The organism is Flagellimonas alvinocaridis, from assembly GCF_965248585.1.
Classification (GTDB): domain Bacteria; phylum Bacteroidota; class Bacteroidia; order Flavobacteriales; family Flavobacteriaceae; genus Flagellimonas; species Flagellimonas alvinocaridis.
Genome location: NZ_OZ252111.1, coordinates 682,527 through 701,718, shown reverse-complemented (window position 1 = coordinate 701,718; position 19,192 = coordinate 682,527). Strand labels below are relative to the sequence as shown.

15 protein-coding genes are annotated in these 19,192 nt (G+C 44.5%); 10 read left to right on the top strand and 5 right to left on the bottom strand.

What is annotated here, in order from left to right:
• Positions 1-137: 137 nt before the first annotated feature.
• Both ACP14V_RS03110 and ACP14V_RS03105 read left to right on the top strand, forming a co-directional pair.
• The gene (locus tag ACP14V_RS03110; RefSeq protein ID WP_272610678.1) at positions 138-2,990 is read left to right on the top strand and encodes a TonB-dependent receptor; all 2,853 of its coding nucleotides are present in this window, start codon (positions 138-140) and stop codon (positions 2,988-2,990) included.
• A 102-nt stretch (positions 2,991-3,092) separates the two neighbouring features.
• Positions 3,093-4,523 carry an SLC13 family permease gene (locus ACP14V_RS03105; RefSeq protein ID WP_272610679.1) on the top strand — a complete coding sequence of 477 codons (1,431 nt, stop codon included), beginning with the start codon at positions 3,093-3,095 and terminating at the stop codon, positions 4,521-4,523.
• 507 nt (positions 4,524-5,030) lie between these two features.
• Here ACP14V_RS03105 and ACP14V_RS03100 read toward each other — a convergent pair.
• A complete protein-coding gene (locus ACP14V_RS03100) occupies positions 5,031-5,762 on the bottom strand; it encodes a hypothetical protein (RefSeq protein WP_272610680.1) in 732 nt (243 codons plus the stop codon).
• Positions 5,763-6,028: 266 nt separating this feature from the next.
• Here ACP14V_RS03100 and ACP14V_RS03095 point away from each other — a divergent pair, with 266 nt between their 5' ends.
• The 6 genes from ACP14V_RS03095 (at position 6,029) to ACP14V_RS03070 (ending at position 11,877) form a co-directional block, all read left to right on the top strand.
• The gene (locus ACP14V_RS03095; RefSeq protein ID WP_272610681.1) at positions 6,029-8,527 is read left to right on the top strand and encodes a zinc-dependent metalloprotease; all 2,499 of its coding nucleotides are present in this window, start codon (positions 6,029-6,031) and stop codon (positions 8,525-8,527) included.
• A gap of 176 nt (positions 8,528-8,703) precedes the next feature.
• On the top strand, positions 8,704-8,892 hold the full coding sequence (locus ACP14V_RS03090; protein ID WP_136567378.1) for a hypothetical protein: 189 nt from the start codon (positions 8,704-8,706) through the stop codon (positions 8,890-8,892).
• 106 nt (positions 8,893-8,998) lie between these two features.
• The gene (locus tag ACP14V_RS03085; protein ID WP_272610682.1) at positions 8,999-9,445 is read left to right on the top strand and encodes a hypothetical protein; all 447 of its coding nucleotides are present in this window, start codon (positions 8,999-9,001) and stop codon (positions 9,443-9,445) included.
• Between the two features lie 170 nt (positions 9,446-9,615).
• Complete coding sequence (locus ACP14V_RS03080) at positions 9,616-10,431, top strand: SH3 domain-containing protein (protein ID WP_272610683.1); 816 nt, start codon at positions 9,616-9,618, stop codon at positions 10,429-10,431.
• A 127-nt stretch (positions 10,432-10,558) separates the two neighbouring features.
• Positions 10,559-11,158, top strand: coding sequence for a transcriptional regulator (locus tag ACP14V_RS03075; RefSeq protein ID WP_129653388.1), 600 nt, complete (start codon positions 10,559-10,561; stop codon positions 11,156-11,158).
• Positions 11,155-11,877, top strand: a complete 723-nt coding sequence (locus tag ACP14V_RS03070; RefSeq protein ID WP_272610684.1) for a DUF3307 domain-containing protein — start codon at positions 11,155-11,157, stop codon at positions 11,875-11,877. Before ACP14V_RS03075 ends, ACP14V_RS03070 begins: the two co-directional genes overlap by 4 nt.
• A gap of 48 nt (positions 11,878-11,925) precedes the next feature.
• Here ACP14V_RS03070 and ACP14V_RS03065 read toward each other — a convergent pair whose 3' ends face one another.
• The 4 genes from ACP14V_RS03065 to ACP14V_RS03050 form a co-directional block, all read right to left on the bottom strand.
• The gene (locus ACP14V_RS03065) at positions 11,926-12,756 is read right to left on the bottom strand and encodes an NAD(P)H-binding protein (protein ID WP_272610685.1); all 831 of its coding nucleotides are present in this window, start codon (positions 12,754-12,756) and stop codon (positions 11,926-11,928) included.
• A gap of 129 nt (positions 12,757-12,885) precedes the next feature.
• Entirely contained in the window at positions 12,886-13,743 is an 858-nt protein-coding gene (locus ACP14V_RS03060; protein ID WP_272610686.1) for a helix-turn-helix domain-containing protein, read from the bottom strand.
• A 99-nt stretch (positions 13,744-13,842) separates the two neighbouring features.
• Positions 13,843-14,397, bottom strand: a complete 555-nt coding sequence (locus tag ACP14V_RS03055) for an FMN-binding protein (RefSeq protein ID WP_272610687.1) — start codon at positions 14,395-14,397, stop codon at positions 13,843-13,845.
• Positions 14,381-15,304 (bottom strand): DUF6607 family protein, encoded by a 924-nt coding sequence (locus ACP14V_RS03050; protein WP_272610688.1) that lies wholly within the window; start codon positions 15,302-15,304, stop codon positions 14,381-14,383. Before ACP14V_RS03050 ends, ACP14V_RS03055 begins: the two co-directional genes overlap by 17 nt.
• Positions 15,305-15,405: 101 nt before the next feature.
• On the opposite strand from ACP14V_RS03050, the gene ACP14V_RS03045 reads away from it, so the two are divergent.
• Both ACP14V_RS03045 and ACP14V_RS03040 read left to right on the top strand, forming a co-directional pair.
• Positions 15,406-17,547: a TonB-dependent receptor plug domain-containing protein gene (locus ACP14V_RS03045; RefSeq protein WP_272610689.1), complete on the top strand. Its 2,142-nt coding sequence runs from the start codon at positions 15,406-15,408 to the stop codon at positions 17,545-17,547.
• Between the two features lie 22 nt (positions 17,548-17,569).
• On the top strand, positions 17,570-18,988 hold the full coding sequence (locus ACP14V_RS03040) for an HmuY family protein (protein ID WP_272610690.1): 1,419 nt from the start codon (positions 17,570-17,572) through the stop codon (positions 18,986-18,988).
• The last annotated feature ends 204 nt before the right edge of the window (positions 18,989-19,192 follow it).

Here is a 19,192-nt window from a genome sequence, read left to right as displayed (position 1 = left end):
GGCCTTTCTTTTTGCATCAATGCACTGATATTCAACCCCTGTTTGAAAAAAAACAGTTACCTTACTGGATAATTCCTTCAAAATTTTTAAGGAATTTCAGCAGCCCCCACAATAATATCTAACTAAAATCTACTAACATGAAAAAGTTACAACTAACCTTTTTCCTGGCCCTCTTGGCTACATTAACAACCATTGCCCAAGAGGTTACAGGAACCGTTTACGATGACCAAAACATTCCCTTGCCCGGGGTATCCATTTTATTGAAAGGAACCACCATCGGTACCATTACCGATTTTGATGGAAAATATACCATTGAGGCCAGTTCCGGTGATGTGTTGGTATTTTCCTATGTTGGTTTCAACACCCAAGAAAGAACAGTAAGTGGTACATTGCTAAATGTAACCCTACAAGCTGGATTGGAACTGGAAAACGTGGTAGTAGTTGGTTCTAGAAATGCTAACCGAACCGCAACCGATACGCCTGTCCCGGTAGATGTACTCGATGTTACCGAACTAGTACAATCTGCACCTCAGGTAACCGTTACCGAAATCCTTAACTATGCCGCTCCCTCCTTCACATCCAACCCACAAAGTATTTCGGATGGAACTGACCATATTGCCCCCGCAGCCCTTCGCGGACTTGGACCTGATCAGGTACTGGTGCTTATCAATGGAAAAAGAAGACATAAAACTGGATTGGTAAACGTAAATGGAACCTTTGGTCGTGGTAGTGTGGGAACCGATATGACCACAATCCCCTCGAACTCCATTTCCAGGATAGAAATTTTAAGGGACGGAGCCGCAGCCCAGTACGGGTCAGATGCCATTGCCGGGGTTATCAACATTGTGCTCAAAAAAAGTGTGAACGAACTACAGGTAGATCTAACCACTGGTGCCAACTTCACGAGTGAGCATGGCCCAGACAAAAAAGTGGATGGGGAAAAGATAAACCTTGGACTTAACTATGGGCTACCCATTGGCGAGGAAGGTGGTTTCATCAATTTTACCGGTAATTTCAACTATCGGGGGTCCACCAACCGCATGCAAGAATGGGAAGGAACCATTTTTAATGCCTACAATAGCATAGAACGGGTGGCTCAAGCCGATAATTATGACATCTCCCTTCTGTTGGATGATGACCTTGCCGATATCTTTCAATATGCTGGATCAGCAGGAATTACACTAAACGGTGATGAGACCAAAGAAGAACTGCAAGGTATTTTAAGTGCAGACGCTACCGAATCAGAACTTTCCGCAAGAGGGCTTCAACGTAGCGATTTTAATATGCAAGTAGGGCAATCCGAAATACGCGGCGCCCAATTCTTCGCCAACCTTTCTATTCCGCTTGGAGAAAATCTGGAGCTTTATGGATTCGGCGGCCTTAGTTTCAAAACAGGGTCTGCCGCTGGGTTTTATCGTTTGCCCAACCAATCCAGAACCTATACACCTGCTTATCTGAATGGCTTTTTACCAGAAATCAATTCGAATATAACGGACCAATCAGCAGCTTTTGGCATCAAAGGCATGTTGGGAGATTGGAATGTGGATTTTAGCAATTCGTATGGCAAAAATGAGTTCTTGTACCGAATCACCAATTCCAATAATGCATCCTTGGCCAACTCCACCCCTTTTGAGGCAGATTCAGGTGGCTTTAACTATAGTGAGAATACTACCAATTTTGATATGAGTCAGTTTTTTGATGATATCCTGGCTGGGCTCAATATTGCGTTCGGGGCGGAGTATCGGGTAGAAAATTATGCCATTGTTGCTGGGGAAGAGGCTTCGTATGCCCAATACAACACCCAAGGTAACGTTCATGACCCTCTTGACCCTGACTCTTCGGTGCCCGCAGACTTTTTTGGGAGTTCAAGACCCGGTGGCATTCAAGTGTTTCCTGGATTTAAGCCAGACAATGAAGTAGATGCGTTTAGAAATACCATTGCTGGGTATTTTGATGTTGAGGCCGACTTCACCGAATCAATTTTGGTAAGTGGTGCTGTTCGGTATGAAAACTTTTCCGACTTTGGGGGAACCTTGAACTTTAAATTGGCTTCCAGAATCAAAGCTTCGGAGAATTTCAATATACGTGGTGGTCTTCAAACTGGTTTTAGGGCTCCCTCATTACATCAAATCCATTACAGTTCCACTTCCACCTTATTTGTTGATGGAATCCCCAACGAGGTAGGTATTTTCCCAAATACTTCCAGAGTGGCCCGCCTGTTGGGTATTGAGCCCCTCAAAGAAGAGACATCGTTTGGGGTAACTGCGGGTTTTACGGCCCGTATACCCACAGCCAACCTTAAAATCACCTTGGACGGGTATTTGATCAATATTGATGACAGGGTAATCTTAACCGGGCAATTTGATGACAATGGAAACGCCGAGCTGGCCAATTTGTTCCAACAAGCCAATGCCACGCAAGCGGCCTTCTTTGCCAACTCTGTGGACACCCAAACCAAAGGATTGGATTTGGTAGTTGACCATAAGGTAACCTTATCAGATGACATCTCTTTGACCAATACACTAGCCTTTACTTTTTCTGAAACCAGTGTAGAAAATATTAAGGTCCCCACGGCCATTGCCAACGCAGGGTTAAGTGACACCTATTTTGACCCCACCAGTAGAATTTATCTGGAAGGTGCTGTTCCAACCACAAAAGGGAACCTATCCCACAACCTTAAGGTTGGGGAAAACTGGAGCTTTTTCTTGCGAAATGGGTACTTTGGTGAAGTAGAGGAGGCCACCAACAATGATGACCCAACGGTTGATACAACCTTTGGTGGAAAGATCATTACCGACCTTACTGTAGGCTATGATTTTTCAAGTAACCTAAGACTTACCATTGGTGCCAATAACCTCCTAGATGTGTATCCCGATGAAAATGATCCGGCCTTTAGATCGGATGGTAGATTTATTTATTCCAGACGATCCGTACAGTTTGGCACAAATGGCCGACATATTTTTGGAAGGCTCACATTCAAAATAAAATAGTTCATCGTTCACATAAAAGAAAGCCCCAAAACTTTTGGGGCTTTTTTATTGAATAAAAACTGATTTTTAAATTTTCACAAAAAAGCATAGCTTAGGACCTTAATGGAACTAAGCAAAAGATTGGGGCTTATTTTGGGGCCCGTCGCTTTTTTTATCTTAAACTATCTACCTGTAGTGCTCATCTCCGAAAAAGGGGATGCGGTTATTTCCGTTGCGGTATGGATGCTCATTTGGTGGATTACCGAAGCGGTTTCCATCTCCGTGACAGCACTTCTCCCATTGCTTTTATTGCCCATTTTAAAAATACTGCCCATTGCAGAGGTGGGCGCCAATTACGGGAGCCCCATTGTTTTTCTCTTTTTTGGCGGATTTGTGATGGCCCTTGCTTTGGAAAAGGTAAACCTGCACAGGCGTATTGCCCTGAACATCATTAAACTGACCGGAACCACACCCAATAAGGTGATTTTGGGTTTTATGATCGCGACAGGCTCGTTGAGTATGTGGATCAGTAATACGGCCAGTACAGTGGTAATGTTGCCCATTGCTTTGTCTGTTATCAATTTATTGATCAATGACGAGGATGGGTTTACCAAGAACGATCAAAATTTTGCCTTGAGCGTTATGCTGGGTATAGCTTTTTCGGCCAATGCTGGTGGAATTGCCACCGTAATCGGCACGCCACCCAATTCAGTCCTGATTGGACTCCTGGAGAACGAATACAATACTGAAATCTCTTTTCTTAAATGGATGACCATTGGCCTGCCATTTTCCATTGTAATGATTGGCATTTGCTACTTGGTTTTGGTGAAATGGATGTTTCCCAACAGGGATTTAAAGTTCAATGCCTCCAAAGAAGTAATACATTCAGAATTGGAGAAATTGGGACCCACTTCGGGAAAAGAAAAATTGGTACTTGTCATTTTTGCCGTCACTGTTTTTCTTTGGATTTTCAGGACTCTTATCAACAGTATTTTTCCCAACCTTGGCCTTACCGATACCATGATCAGTATTTTTGCTGCCATTGCGTTGTTTTCCATCCCTTATAACCTCAAAAAGGGAGATTTTATCATTGAATGGAAAGATACCAGCAAATTGGCTTGGGGGATATTGATCCTGTTTGGAGGTGGGCTGGCACTGGCCCAAGGCATGTCTAGCAGTGGTATTGTGGATATGGTGGCGAATGCCATTGCGAAAAGCGAGATAAGCATTCTTTTGACCGCTTCCTTGCTGATCTTTTTGATGTTGTTCATGACGGAACTGATGAGCAATGTGGCCCTTGTAGCTGTTTTAGCTCCAGTAGTTGCTGGTATTGCCATTGGTCTTGACATTCCAATTCTCTACCTTTTGATACCTGTTACCATAGCCAGTAGTTGCGCCTTTATGCTACCTATGGCCACACCGCCCAACGCCATTGTCTTTGCCAGTGGTCACGTAAAGATTGCCCAAATGGCCCGAGTAGGCATTATACTGAACCTGATTGCTGTATTGCTTTTAGTTTTGGTATTCAAGTTTGTGATTCCAATATTGTTCTAAAAAAACAATGCCCCTCCGGTTGGAAGGGCATCGACAAACTAACTAACTCAAAAAAATAGTAAGAAACTAACTCAACTCTCTTCTATGCTATACTTTTAAAAACTCCTTCAGTACCCCTTGTCATTTTTCATTATCCGTTCTACTGTGGAAAAATTTAAAAGCGACGTCGTATGCTTGATGACGCCTATTTTCAATTACACTACAAAGATATAACCCCAAATAGTGAAGATTATTATAATTAGATTTTTGTTAACGCTGTAGGAAAATTGGTGCTTAAATCATTTTTTCAACCGGTCTCTCCATTTTTTATGAAACCATTGCCTGTGTCCATCAAATTTTATGGATTCGTTGGAATGAACGCATTTTCATTGTCTTTTTTATATTAAAAATACTTATGTTATATTTTTGTTAATCAATCTATTACGATACTTTTCTTGAATTTAAAAGGCCCTCCAAAAGAGAGCCTTTTCCAATTCAAAAAAATTGTAAAATGAAAACCAACTCATTTTACTTCGCCTGACCTGCGTAAGGATCGAAGTTTTGGGGCAAGTACTTTGAAGTATCAAAACCCAAGTCTATTTCCTCATCTTCAACATAGTTGACAGATGCAATTTCAATAACATTGGTATAAGGATCAAAACCTTCAGGAAGCATATACTCTACATCCAATCCAAGTTCCAATTCTACCTCATCCTCCATATAGGCTATGGCGTTCAAATCCACATAAACTTGATAAGGAGAGAACCCTTCAGGGAGATAATCCCAAGTATTGAACCCAAGTTCCAATTCTTCTTCCTCCATAAAATTAATGCTATGAACATCCACTACCTCGGTATAAGGATTAAAGCCTTCTGGCAAATAATTGTGGGTATTGAACCCCAAATCCAATTCAACTTCGCTTTCAAGGTATATAATGGAATTCAAATCAAAATAGGTTTCGTAGGGATTAAAGCCCCTGGGGAGATACTCTGAAGTATTAAACCCTAGGTCTATGTCCATTTCATCCTCCACGAATTCAATTTCGTCCAAATTCAGTTCATAAAATCCTTCATTTGTTCCTTCAGAGAAATCAAAGGAGGTTTCATTCCAATCAGCATTTAGGTTCAATGCTGTAAAGCTGTTTTCAAAGGTGCTTGTGGTCTCCGATTCTGATTGTTGGACCACATTGGGTTGCTGGTCTGCTGCTATGGCCGTACTACTTAAAAGTACACATCCATAAATTAATAATAACTTGTTCATTTTTGATTGAATTTTTTGATTGATGATATGCTTATAAGACGGCCCAAATTTCAAATTGTTACAGTCGTTTAGATTTTTTTAGCAAATTGGGACCCCCTTTCAGCCCAGCTATAGTTGGGGTTTCAACGGGAAGCATCAGTAAAACGCAGGACTCCGAAAGATTGAGTCATTTCACAAAAAAAGTGAGCATTAATATTTATTTAACAGTCCTTTTTATTCATTTTTTAGTTCTTTGGCTTTACGGCTATATACAAACCAATGTGAAAATGATCAAAAAACTACTTCCTCAGCTAATCGTTTTATTTGTTTTATTGGGTGCTTTTCAATCTGCAGAAGCGCAACTTTTCAAAAAGAAAAAAAAGGACACCGAACAAAAAAAAGAAGACAAACCAAAACCGGGGGATATTCAACCTTATGACAAAGTGATCACCAAAGAGGCCAAAACCGACGAAGGTCTTTTTAGCGTTCATGAAGTAGAGGATAAATATTACTACGAAATTCCAGATTCGCTTTTTAGCAGGGAAATGCTCATGGTGAGTCGTATTTCCAAGACCGCCACCGGAATAGGTTTTGGTGGAGGCAAGATCAACACACAAGTCTTACGTTGGGAAAAGAAATCCAAAAAGGTATTGCTCCGGGTAATTTCCTACGGAAATGTTGCTGCGGACTCATTACCTGTACACGAAGCGGTGGTCAACTCTAATTTTGAACCCGTACTTTTTGCCTTCGATATAAAGGCATTCAACAAGAAAGATTCCTTGAACCCAGCAACGGTAATTGAGGTTGATCCACTTTTCAGTAAAGATGTAAATGCTCTTGGCATGCCCGATGGGTATCGCAAGCAGTATAAGATAAGTAGAATGGATGGTGATCGTAGCTTCATCGAATCCATTAAAAGCTACCCATTGAACATAGAGGCACGCCACGTAAAAACCTACATGGCGGGAGAACCACCCAGCAATCAAAGCACAGGTTCCATTTCTGTAGAGATCAACAATTCCATGATCTTGTTGCCCAAGGAACCCATGAAACGTAGGTATTTTGATGAACGCGTAGGTTGGTTTGCCAGAGGCCAAGTGGATTATGGTTTGGATGCCCAAGAAAGCAAGACGGTTCGCTATTTGGATCGTTGGCGCTTGGAAGTGAAAGATGAGGATATTGAAAAATACAAAGCCGGTGAATTGGTGGAGCCCATAAAACCTATCGTGTATTATGTGGACCGCGCTACTCCAAAAGAGTGGGTCCCATACATTAAACAGGGTATAGAGGACTGGCAAGTAGCTTTTGAGGAAGCAGGTTTTAAAAATGCCATCATTGCCAAAGACCCTCCCACCAAGGAGGAAGACCCAGAATGGTCTCCAGAGGATGTACGTTATTCGGTGGTCCGGTATTTGGCCTCCCCTATCCCCAACGCCAATGGTCCGCACGTAAGCGATCCTAGGAGCGGGGAGATTTTGGAATCCGACATCAACTGGTACCACAACGTCATGAGTTTATTGCGTAATTGGTTTTTTGTCCAAACGGCAGCTATCAATCCCAATGCTCGTAGCGTACAGTTCAAAGAAGATATTATGGGTAGACTGATACGCTTCGTTTCTGCCCATGAGGTGGGACACACCCTTGGACTTCCCCACAACATGGGAAGTAGTGTGGCTTATCCTGTGGATTCACTCCGTTCCGCAAGCTTTACCAAAAAATACGGTACGGCACCCGCCATCATGGACTATGCCCGATTCAACTACGTGGCCCAGCCGGGTGATGAAGGCGTGGCCCTTATGCCCAATATTGGCATATACGACAAATATGCCATTCAATGGGGATACAAGCCTATTTTGGACAAATCGGCCGAAGAAGAAAAACCCATCCTGAACAGTTGGATCAGGGCACATGAGAACGACCCTATGTACCGATTTGGACATCAACAAATTGGGGATATCCATGACCCGAGCTCACAAACGGAAGATTTAGGTGATGATGCGGTAAAAGCCAGTTTATATGGTATTGCCAATCTTAAGCGCATTGTGCCCAATCTTATGGCATGGACCACAGAGGATGGCAAGGATTACGAAGACCTAGAAACCATGTACGGGCAGATCATTGCGCAGTTCCAAAGATATATGGGGCATGTGTCCAATAATATCGGGGGAGTATACGAATACCACAAAACTGCCGATCAAGAAGGCGCCGTATATACCCATGTAGACCGAGAACACCAAAAAAATTGCATGGACTTTCTACAAGAGCAGCTCTTTGAAACCCCTGAATGGTTATTGGATCAGAACATCATCAACAAAATTCAATATTCGGGCTCGGTAGACCGTATCCGTGCCATGCAAGTACGCTATTTGAACACGGTTCTGCATTTGGGCAAATTGGCCCGTATCATAGAAAGTGAGACCATCAATGGCAAGAATGCCTATGGGTTATTGGAAATGATGCGTGACCTTCGCAGGGGAATCTGGTCCGAAACCCGAAGTGGAAAGGCTATTGATACGTATAGAAGAAATCTCCAGAAAGCCCATATAGATCGTTTGGAATACTTGATGACCGCAGATAATTTGGGTAAGCTTCCTGATTTTGGAGGTTATCAAAAATCGACGGTGGTCAATACCAGTCAGTCCGACATTCGTTCTGTGGCCAGGGCCGAGCTCAACAATTTGAAAAGCGATATCCGAGGTGGATTGGGTAGAATTTCAGATACGATGAGCCGGTACCACCTTCAAGATGCCTTGGAGCGTATTGATATGATTTTGGAGCCAAAATAGTCGTAACCCTTTTGTAAGAATTTACTTTGGAAATGGGTTCTTGAAGGGTAAACCGTGCATTTTATCGGTTATACCATACATTTTATCCCGTTCACATCTAAAACGAGGCGTTTCGCAACATATCGTGGAGTTTGATATTTGGATTACCTACTTTAGTAGTCCCAAATCTCAAAATCATGACCTACAAAACAAAAAGCCTTATCTATTTTTCGTGCTTTGTAGTTGCCTCCTTGATGTACTACCAAATTGAGCAACAAGACGAGTTCCAAGAGCACATTAATTCCGAAACCTTCGTAGAGGCAGAGTTCCAGGATGAAATGGAACCTGAAAACCCACAACTTGATTTTGAGGAAGATCAAAAGTGATTTCCCTTTGACCCACTACTGTTAAAAGCTTCACAATTGTTGTTTTAGTGATTAAACCATGGAACAAAACCTTTGTCCAAGGAACAAATCATTAAAATTTAAACATATGAAACGATTCGCAGTATTGATGGCACTATTGGTAAGCCTTGGTGCCATGGCGCAAAAGCAAGATGGTCATAAAATGCACAAAGGCCCTAAAATGGACATGACTCCAGAACAGATGGCCACGCTCCAGACCAAAAAAATGGCATTGGCCCTTGATTTGACCGATGCGCAACAACAAAAGGTCATGAAAATACATCTGGATGAGGCACAGTTCAGAAAAGCCAAGTGGGATGAAATGAAAGCCAAAAAAGAAAGTGGCGAAAGGACAAAACCCACTTCCGATGAGCGGTTTGAAATGGAAAACGCCCGATTGGACCGTCAAATCGCCCATCAGGAAAAAATGAAAGAGGTATTGAACGATGAACAATACCAAACCTGGAAGAAAATGAGAAAACATAAAGCCATGCATGGCAAAAAGAAAATGCAGGAGAGAGGAAGAAGAGGATAGTGTTTTTTGTTGATTTTTTAGAAGCCGCGCCTGCCATGGACGCGGCTTCTCTGTTTGTATGAATCTGTTCGCCCTTTTCGCATGACCCGTAAACCATTCCCATATTTCTGGCCGTATATATAAAGACCTCCCTAAGAACTGCCTTAGTCTAATCTTTAAAATTTACAATCATGAAGGCACGTTTTTATATCACATTACTCGTTTCCGTATTTACATTTTCCTCCATTTTTTCGCAGCCCAGCCCAGAGCATGCCGGTTTCGGTGAATTTCAACCCGGACAACAGGTCTACGTCTTTGGCAATGAGGTACAACTAAGAACAGCTCCGGACACCTCCTCGGACGTTTTACAAAAACTGAAAATCGGGGAATGGGTCAAAATCATTGAAATAACCCCAAATTCTTGGCCCTACAACGGTTTTGATTCCCCGTTTTACAAAGTAAAGTACAATGAAATGACCGGGTACATCCTTGGTGGACTACTATCCATCCAAAGGAAAACCTTGAAGGGTACCCATTACTATTTTGCGTTTTCCAAACAAGGAAACTCCATTTTTTTGAACATCCGGCATGTACAGGACGGTACCTATTGGGAAAAAAAGACCCGCTTGGTCCATACCGATTTTAAGATTACGGTCTTGGGCGATAAAGGAGTGCCCAATTTGGATGGAATCCTTTTTATTGATTATCTGTCCAATACCGAGGAAAGGGAAAATGGGGGTATCTATTTGTTTCCCCACAACCATATGCTCACCGAAGTGGTCCAACTTTCCCAAGTTTCAGACACTGGGAGTTCCTATTATGCCGAAAATCTCATCTTTCCGGATGATCACGGTGGTATCCCAGATAAAATCTTCTATAAGAAAGAGCAAGGGAAAAACTTGGATGCTTCCTCCAATTGGATACAGACTGCCGTGGAGACCCGTGAGCTAAGTTGGGTAGATGGCAAACTAATCCCCAATTACAACGAGAAGGTTCCCAATCCTTGATTAGGGTCATTGTACAGATATCTCCCGTTATCTGTCCATAAACAGATATTTACAATTATCTGCTATTTTACAGATATTTTTGTTTATCTGCCAATAAACAGATATTTTTACACAAACAAAGATCAAAATGGTAGGTATTCTTACGGGAGATATCAAAAACTCCACAGACCATAAGACGGCGAAGTGGTTGCCTCTTTTAAAGCAGGCCTTGGACCAATATGGCCATGAACCTTTGCAATGGGAAATCTATCGTGGGGACAGTTTTCAACTACAGACCATTCCAGAGCAGGCCTTGGAAGCCGCAGTGTACCTCAAGGCCTGCATAAAACAGATTCGCCATATGGATGTAAGGATAGCCATTGGCTTGGGTGAAAAAACCTATGAGGCACAAAAAATTACGGAATCCAATGGGCCAGCCTTTGTATATTCGGGAAAGTGTTTTGAAAATCTCAAAAAACAGAATCTGGCCATCAAAACAGCGAATGCCCAATTTGATGACCACATCAACCTATTGCTGGAATTGGCCCTTCTGACCATGGACAACTGGACCCCGGCCATATCCAAAACAGTGCAAAAGGCGATTGAAAATCCCAAAATGAACCAAAAAGAACTGGCCTCCATATTGAACAAGTCTCAAGGGAACATTAGCGAGGAACTGAACAAGGCCGGATTTGACGAAGTGCAAAAAATGATCCATTTTTATAGAACCCAACTCGCACAACTATGATACTCGCCCTAAAACTCATACTCGCCCATTTTATCGGGGATTTTGTTCTGCAACCTGCCCATTGGGTGGATGGCAAGCTCCAGCACAAATGGAAATCCAAATACCTCTATTGGCATATTGGGGTGCATTTGATCACTTTGTTGGTTATCCTACAGTTTCAGCATTTGGGAGCCGTTGCCATCATCATTGTCACCCATTACCTCATCGATATGGGAAAATTGGCCTTGACCAACGAAAAAAACTTCCGATGGCTCTTTGCAGCGGACCAAATTCTACATCTCGTAGTTCTTGGAATCGTGGCGCATTGGATAAGCCCTTTTGAGGTTGATCTCCACTCCATGATTACGGAGCAACATCTCCTACTCGCCACCTTCTTGGTATTCGTCACTTTTGTGTGCGGTATCCTTATGCGGATGCTCTTGGCGCCCTACATTGATGAAATTGCACGGGATGATGAATCGGAAGAAGGAGGTTCCCTGAAAAATGCCGGAAAGTACATTGGCATGTTGGAGCGCCTTTTTGTGTTCGGATTCATCCTATTGCAACAGTGGGCCGCCATAGGCCTGTTGATTGCGGCCAAGTCCGTGTTCCGGTTTGGCGACCTCAACAAAGGAAAAAATAGAAAACTTACCGAATATGTCCTCATTGGTACACTATTGAGTTTTGGGTTGGCCATACTATCTGGATTGGCTTATAGTCATTTAAAAGAATTGCTCTGATCAGAAAACAGGCCCTTTGGGCCTGTCTTTATCTTTCCATCCACAAACCTAGGTAGTTGGAGTCCAAACCCCGGTAGCAGCGGTTTCCTGCACATACTCCGAAAAATCCTTGGGCTTTCTTCCCAATACGTTTTCAATGTCATGGGCAATTACCTCATTTTCCTTGTTCCCCAATACTTCTGAGAACAAATAATTGATCAACCAGATATAGTCTGAAGGTACACCAACCTCTTCCATCATCTTGGTATAGGCAGGAAGCGAGATCGGGGTGAAAGCAATATCTCTTCCGGTTGCCGTGGCAATATCGTTCACTACCTCTTCAAAAGTCAAGAAACGGGTCCCGGTCAATTCATAGATCTTGCCATCATGTCCCTCGTTCATCAATACCTCAACCACCACATCGGCAATGTCATCCGTATCCACAAAAGGTATTTTTGCCTGGGCCATGGGCAAGGCTACATGTCCGGCCAAAATAGGGTCCAAAAAGAAACTCTCGCTAAAATTCTGGTTGAACCAACTCGCCCGGACTATGGTATAATCTATTCCAGAATGGACCACCACCTGCTCACAAAGCTCTGCTTCCCGCTCTCCCTTTCCGGACAAAAGCACCAACTTTTTAATATTCTTCTGTTGGGCCACTTTCACCAATTCCTCAATGGCTTCCAAAGCACCCGGTACGGCAAGGTCGGGCTGAAAAGTAATGTACACCTTGTCCATACCCTCCAGTGCATCTGCCCAAGTGGCCCTGTTCTCCCAATCAAAAGGGATGGCCTCACTGCGCGAACCTACTCTCACATGTTGTTGCCGCTTTGTAAGCCGTTCAACAACCTTACGTCCTGTTTTTCCTTTTCCTCCTAAAACTAAAATGTTATTTGTCATTTTTCCTGTTTTTTATGATTACGGGACAAAACTAGAGCAGTACCTTATGGCCCATTTGTTCCAAAAGCAGTAAGATTTGTTTGAAAAGGATTATGATAAAAAAGAGGAGTGTCTCAGCTATATGGTCTGTTATTTCCGAATCTCACTAGGTCGAAATCCATATTTTTTTGAAAATGCATTGGAAAAGGAACTCAGGCTATCATAGCCCACCTGCCATGCAGCTTCCTGTACCGTGGCCTCTTGATTGCGAAGGAGTTCATGCGCCTTTTCCATGCGTTGGTTTTGAAGGTATTTGAACACGGGTACGCCAAAGAGTTCCTTGAAATTTTTCTTCAACTTAAAGCTGTTAAGCCCTATTTCCCGCGAAAGTTCGGTAAGGGATGGAGGGTTCTCCAATTGGGCCGAAAGGATTTCCTTGGCCTGAAAAAGCTTTTCCTGTTCGGTTTTTTTGATGGAAGGCTGGTCCATCTGGGCCAGTTGTCCAAAAAAGTGGGACAGCAAGGCCGTCATCTGGCTTCGAAAGAACATCATTTTGGTCTTTCCTTCATAGGCATTGTGAAACACCCCATCCACAATGGACTGCATGGCTGGGGTCATTAAAAAATCGGGGCCCTCCACATAATGGTCCCTGGGGTTAACCAGCTCGTTCAACATACTTGAGAACAGTTCCCCCTCCTGATTGGGCAGCTTTTCAAGGTTTCTGGGCGACGTGGCGATTACAATACACTCCAGCGGTTTGTCCGCATGGACGGTATGCTCAAATTGCACATGCTCATCTGCGTAGAAGGACAATGCCAAGCCTTTGGTATTCTGAAAATTCTTTTGTTTGTCCCCATACTTCACGGACAAATCCACATTACCGGAACCATAAAAAGCCACTGCAATGACGGGCTCATCAAAGGTGCAGACATCCTTGGTGGCTTGACCCACCCGAGCCTCTTCCACTAAGATGGTAAAGTCGTTGATATCCAAAATGTCCCTGGTCATACAACTGCCTTTGTTCAAATGTAACCAGAATGTAGATTCCCTTCAACAAAAAAGCCACCTTAAGGTGGCCTCTTACTGATTGATATGTGATTTCTTCAATTAAAAAACTTGGTTCTCATCCAATATCTGCATGCTTTCCAGAACTTGGCCCACGGCCAAGGTCATGGATTTTGCAGAAATAGTGGCTCCGGAAATGGCATCGATGTCCTCGCCATATACCAAACTTTCTCCAGACTTTTTACCAATAAACTGTTTTAACCATCGTTGGCTGCCCACTTGACGGCCGTAATCTTCGCGATAGATAAGGATCTTGGATTTTTTTATGCTCCTATCGGGATTGAACAGGACCACGTAATCAAAAATATTCTTCATACTGGGTGCCTGGCCCACATATACATAGCCCAAAATGGAACCATCCACAGTAATTTTGAACAGATTTTCTCCACCCAATTCCGAAGGGGTCTGTCCATTCAGTTCGCTTTTGACCAAAATAGGCTCCAGACCAAAATCCGAGACTTCGTAAGTCGTTTGCACCGCTTGGTCAATCTTAGCTTGGAGCTTTGGTGAAATCTGTTGGGTCCCAAACCCAAAAAGTAAAAGGGCCGCAATACATGCGGCCCCACTGAGCACCTTAAACTTACTTACCCTCAGCATTTACACTAGCTTTTTCCGTAATGAATTTTTCTATGGTCTTGGATATTTCCTTCTTTTTGGCATTGGCCTTTTCCAATTCATAAAAATGCATGAACAATGGTTTTTTATCCACGCTTTTCAGCAAGGTCAGGTCTCCTTCCCGCTTGTACACCTTATCCCAAGACGCTCTGGCATTGGCCCAAAAGTCTTTATGCTTAGCCCACCATTCTTGTGCTATCTTGCATTTTTCATCGGCAATCTTGGTGTAGATGTTCATTCCCTTTTCTTGGGCCAACAACACATCCTCGGCGCCCTCCTTACGAATGATCTTGTCATTATCTTGCTCATGTACCCATCCGTACGAAGTGATTTCTTGTCGATTACCACGCTTCATAACATTGTAATCACTCCTTTTGCTGTATTCCCGTCGCGGCAGGGGCGAATCCGAAGTGTTTTCCCAATAATGTTTTCCATCATAATGCACCCATGTGGCCGAACCGGAATATCGTGGGCTGTCATCCACTTGGTACACTTTCTGCGTCCACTGCCCTTTCACGGCATCCGCAGGCAATTTTGAAAAAGTCCAGTTGTTGTCCTTGTCATAGTGGAAGACCTCTTGGTTTTCGTACAACCAATCCTGTCTCCAGTGTTTGATGATGGTGGTGTCATGGATCACCAACAAATGCTGGATCGAGATTTTGTTCTCCTCATCAATAATGGGAAGGGCCAATTCCAACGCCTTGGCCGTGTAATCCAATTTTTTCTCATAATCGATTTCAGGGGCGAAGGTCTCGGTATACTTAAAAGTGATCTCGTAGCACCCGCACATATCCATTATGGCCTGTCGGTCCAATTCTTTCTTCTCTTGGGCTTTCAAAACGGAAAAAACACCCATGAGGGCCATGGAAAGCATCAATGATTTTTTCATAATAGTTCTCAGTTAGACGGTTAAAGATTGTGAAACAAAAATATTAAACTTATTTAGATTCAATAAAAATAAAATATATATTTGCCACAAATCTAAACAGAATGAGTCTAAATAAAAATAAGTTATTCATTTATTTTTCATTTTTCTTCAGTGCGGTGATTCTTGCCCAAGAACCCGCTTCCGTGGAAAAAGACTCAATGGCCATGCAGAACCTAAATGAAGTCGTGGTCACCGGACAGATCAACAAACAAAGTGTGGACAAGTCTGTTTTTGAGGTCAAAGTGATTCCTCGGGAAACCTTGGACCGCTTGGCAGGCAACACCTTGGCCGATGTACTCAACCAATCCCTCAACATCAGCATCCAGCCCAACCCCTCCTCTGGCAAGAGCAGTGTGGAACTGTTTGGGTTGGACGGACAGTATTTTAAAATTTTGGTGGACAACATCCCGCTGATCAATGACGAGGGACTGGGCAACAACACGGACCTCACCCAAATCAATCTGGATGACATAGAACAGGTTGAGATCGTGGAAGGGTCCATGGGCGTCCAATATGGCTCCAACGCCGTTTCGGGCATCATCAACATCATTACTCGAAAAGATTCCGATTACCAATGGGAGATCACTCCGTACGTACAGGAAGAGACCATTGGCAATGAATATGGCTTTTTTGATCAGGGCAGGCACATTCAATCCTTAAAAGTGGGGCATCGGTTCTCGGACCAATGGTATGTGAACGGTAATGTGACCCACAATGATTTTACAGGGCACCAGAACAATCGCGAGGGAGAGTTCCATGCCCTAAATGATGGCCGAAGGGGGTACGAATGGCTCCCCAAGCTCCAATATTCAGGCAAGGGACTGGTAAGTTATACGGGGGACCATTTCCGTTCCTTCTACCGGATGGAGTACTTCAACGAACAGGTGGATCGTTACGATTCCGTGGTAAGGGAGAACTTCAACCCCTCTACCCAAACGAGCAACCCCACGGCTTCGGACGATATTTTTACGTCCCGACGGTTCTTTAACCACCTTAATGTTGCCGGGCAGCTCTTCCAAAAAGTCAACTACGATATCTCCGCCTCCTACCAACAGCAAAAACGGGATGTGGAACAATTTACCTATCGCATCAACAGCCGTGAAAAGTTCGATGTGGAGTCGCAGGAATACGAATCCCGAAAAGGATTCTACTCCCGCGGCACGTTCAGCAATTTCTTCACTTCCGAGAAAGCAAGCCTTCAACTGGGGTACGAACTGAGCAACATCAACGGGTATTCCTCTTCGGCCGCTATCGCTTTCAGTGGCAACAACATTGCACGCAGGTTGGAGTCCTATGATGCCTTTGCCACGGCCGAGTTTGCCTTGGGGGAGCGCTTTTCGTTCCGACCGGGTACGCGGGCCATGTTCTCGTCCCAGTTCAAGACCCAAATGGCCCATTCGTTGAGTGCCAAATATGCTTTTGACAACGGGTATCAGCTTCGGGCCGTAGTGGGAACATCGCCCAGAAACCCCAATTTTGATGAACTCTTTACTTATTTTGTGGATGTCAACCACGATGTACAGGGCAATAGCAACCTGGAACCTGAACGTGGGGTGTCCACCTTCCTGCACCTCAAAAAGAATTTTTTTCAAAAAGACCTAAAATGGCGGTTGAGCTCCAAGATCTCGGCCTGGTACCTTACCGTGGACGACCGTATAGAGCTGACCGTGGTCAATGAGACTCCTCTGGCCTTCCAGTACAACAATATAGATGAATACCGCAACTGGGGTACTTCCTTTACCAACAAATTGGTCCATGGCGATTTTCAATTTGACCTGGGCCTGTCCCTCTCCGGCGAAAGTAAGGTATTGAACAGCGAGGACTCCTTCAATGACGATTACCTCTACGCCCTGCAAGTGAGTTCCAATGTGGGCTATCAAATCCCAAAGATCAACACCACTTTCTCCCTGTTCTTCAAGTACAACGGGCCCGAGTACCAGTTTGTATTGGACCCCGAACAGGACGACCCCACCTTTATGCGCTCCAAGCGGGAGGGCTATGGGTGGATGGACGCCTCCATCAAAAAAACCTTTATGGAAGACAAGCTCCAACTGACCCTTGGCGCACGAAATCTACTGGACATTACCCGCATCAACACCTCATCGGTGTCCGGAAGGGGCACGCACGCCACCGCCAATACGGGGCTGCTGTTGGGCTATGGCCGGTCCTATTTTGTAAAACTTTTATACAACCTCAAAATTTAATCTTAATCCAAAACCAATTTTTATGAAAAATCATTTTCTATATGTAGCCGCATTGGCCATAACGCTCTTCGGCGCAAGTTGTAGCAGCGATGACGGTGGAGACTCCACCCCTGCGGAATTTGTGGTCGCCTTTCAAAACCCGTCCCTGAGCTTTGACACGGTGGACAGCGAAAAGCAGATCAACCTAGTATTTTCCACCACGGCCCCCGAAGATGGGTCCGTTACCGTTTCGTTCACCACCGAGAATGCGGAATACGATACCGATTTCACCACCGAACCCGCCGCGGCTTCGGGCCAACTGACCGTTGATTTCACGGGCGGCGCCACAGGGACCGCATTTACCTTCAACAAGTTGCAGGACGCCATTGAAGGCACCACCAAGGCCGTGAACTTTACCATATCCGCCGTAAGTGTGGCCAATGCCAAGATCCAGGGGAACACCCAATTGGCCGTAAGCTTTACCGAAACAGCGGCCCCATCCGGAAGTGTATCCCCCGAAGTGGGCGGTCCCAATGAGGACAACCAGGTGTATGTGGACCTGAGCTCCCTGACCCAGACCAGTGCCAAACGCGATAGCTGGGACCTTGGGTTTTATAGCGGAAGTGACTTTAGGGTAGCCATCAACGGTTCCATTTTTATGGCCGTGGCCGCTTTGGAGAGCACCGATATCGATGCCGTTACCGAAGCCGATGTGGAGACCCTTCAGCCCCAAGTGGCCGTGGGTACTTTTGATGCCGCCAACACCGCCTATGTGGATGATGTTACCGGCAGCTTGGACGGAACCGCCATTGCCGCCATTTCGGAAACCGATGCCGATAACCCCGTATACTTGGTAAACCTCGGCTTTGCCGTGGGCACCACGGAGCCAGAGGTCGGTAGCGAAGCCGCCAAAGGCGATGCCAGGGGATGGAAAAAAATACGCATCCTGCGCAGTGGGGAGGACTACGTACTGCAATATGCCGATTTGGACGCCACGGACCATGAAGAGGTGACCATTTCAAAAACTGCGGGACACCACTTTACCTTCTTTAGTTTTGATACCGAAGAGGTGGTGGACGTACAGCCGCAAGCCGACCGTTGGGACATCAACTTTACCGTGTTCACCAACGAGATTGAAGGCTATGGCTCCTACGGCTATGCCGATTTTATCACCACCAATAGCTTAAGCGGCGCCTTGGCCTACCCAGTGGAAACCGCCACAATGGCCTATGCCGATTTTGCCTTGGCCGATGTGGACGAAGCTTCTTTTGAGGACGACCAACGCGGTATTGGCAGCCAATGGAGAAACGGTGGGGGGCCCGGCACCTTGCCCTCTTTGAAGAACGATGTGTTCTTTGTGCTCAAGGACACCGACGGCAATCTGTACAAGATCAGGTTCACGGCGCTGACCAACGAAAGCGGCGTACGGGGCTACCCGGCCTTTGAGTTTGAACTCTTGTAGACGAACGATTTTTATTTGGATGCTCTGGGCTGGACCGTTGCCCCCTTTTGTTATCGTTTTCGAATGTAACGGTTTAGTTTTTGAGTTAGTTTGTGTGAAGGCCGGGGCAGGTAATCTGTCTCGGCTTTTGTTTTGGCATTGCAAGAAAACCCTAGTTTTTTTAAGGTTTTGGTACAATGGTAATTGACTGAAATACTGTATTTT

Excerpts from the sequence above, each read along its gene's own strand:
- ACP14V_RS03110 (WP_272610678.1), top strand. The coding sequence starts at position 138 with ATGAAAAAGTTACAACTAACCTTTTTCCTGGCCCTCTTGGCTACATTA.
- ACP14V_RS03105 (WP_272610679.1), top strand. The coding sequence starts at position 3,093 with ATGGAACTAAGCAAAAGATTGGGGCTTATTTTGGGGCCCGTCGCTTTT.
- ACP14V_RS03100 (WP_272610680.1), bottom strand. The coding sequence starts at position 5,762 with ATGAACAAGTTATTATTAATTTATGGATGTGTACTTTTAAGTAGTACG.
- ACP14V_RS03095 (WP_272610681.1), top strand. The coding sequence starts at position 6,029 with ATGATCAAAAAACTACTTCCTCAGCTAATCGTTTTATTTGTTTTATTG.
- ACP14V_RS03090 (WP_136567378.1), top strand. The coding sequence starts at position 8,704 with ATGACCTACAAAACAAAAAGCCTTATCTATTTTTCGTGCTTTGTAGTT.
- ACP14V_RS03085 (WP_272610682.1), top strand. The coding sequence starts at position 8,999 with ATGAAACGATTCGCAGTATTGATGGCACTATTGGTAAGCCTTGGTGCC.
- ACP14V_RS03080 (WP_272610683.1), top strand. The coding sequence starts at position 9,616 with ATGAAGGCACGTTTTTATATCACATTACTCGTTTCCGTATTTACATTT.
- ACP14V_RS03075 (WP_129653388.1), top strand. The coding sequence starts at position 10,559 with ATGGTAGGTATTCTTACGGGAGATATCAAAAACTCCACAGACCATAAG.
- ACP14V_RS03070 (WP_272610684.1), top strand. The coding sequence starts at position 11,155 with ATGATACTCGCCCTAAAACTCATACTCGCCCATTTTATCGGGGATTTT.
- ACP14V_RS03065 (WP_272610685.1), bottom strand. The coding sequence starts at position 12,756 with ATGACAAATAACATTTTAGTTTTAGGAGGAAAAGGAAAAACAGGACGT.
- ACP14V_RS03060 (WP_272610686.1), bottom strand. The coding sequence starts at position 13,743 with ATGACCAGGGACATTTTGGATATCAACGACTTTACCATCTTAGTGGAA.
- ACP14V_RS03055 (WP_272610687.1), bottom strand. The coding sequence starts at position 14,397 with ATGCTGAGGGTAAGTAAGTTTAAGGTGCTCAGTGGGGCCGCATGTATT.
- ACP14V_RS03050 (WP_272610688.1), bottom strand. The coding sequence starts at position 15,304 with ATGAAAAAATCATTGATGCTTTCCATGGCCCTCATGGGTGTTTTTTCC.
- ACP14V_RS03045 (WP_272610689.1), top strand. The coding sequence starts at position 15,406 with ATGAGTCTAAATAAAAATAAGTTATTCATTTATTTTTCATTTTTCTTC.
- ACP14V_RS03040 (WP_272610690.1), top strand. The coding sequence starts at position 17,570 with ATGAAAAATCATTTTCTATATGTAGCCGCATTGGCCATAACGCTCTTC.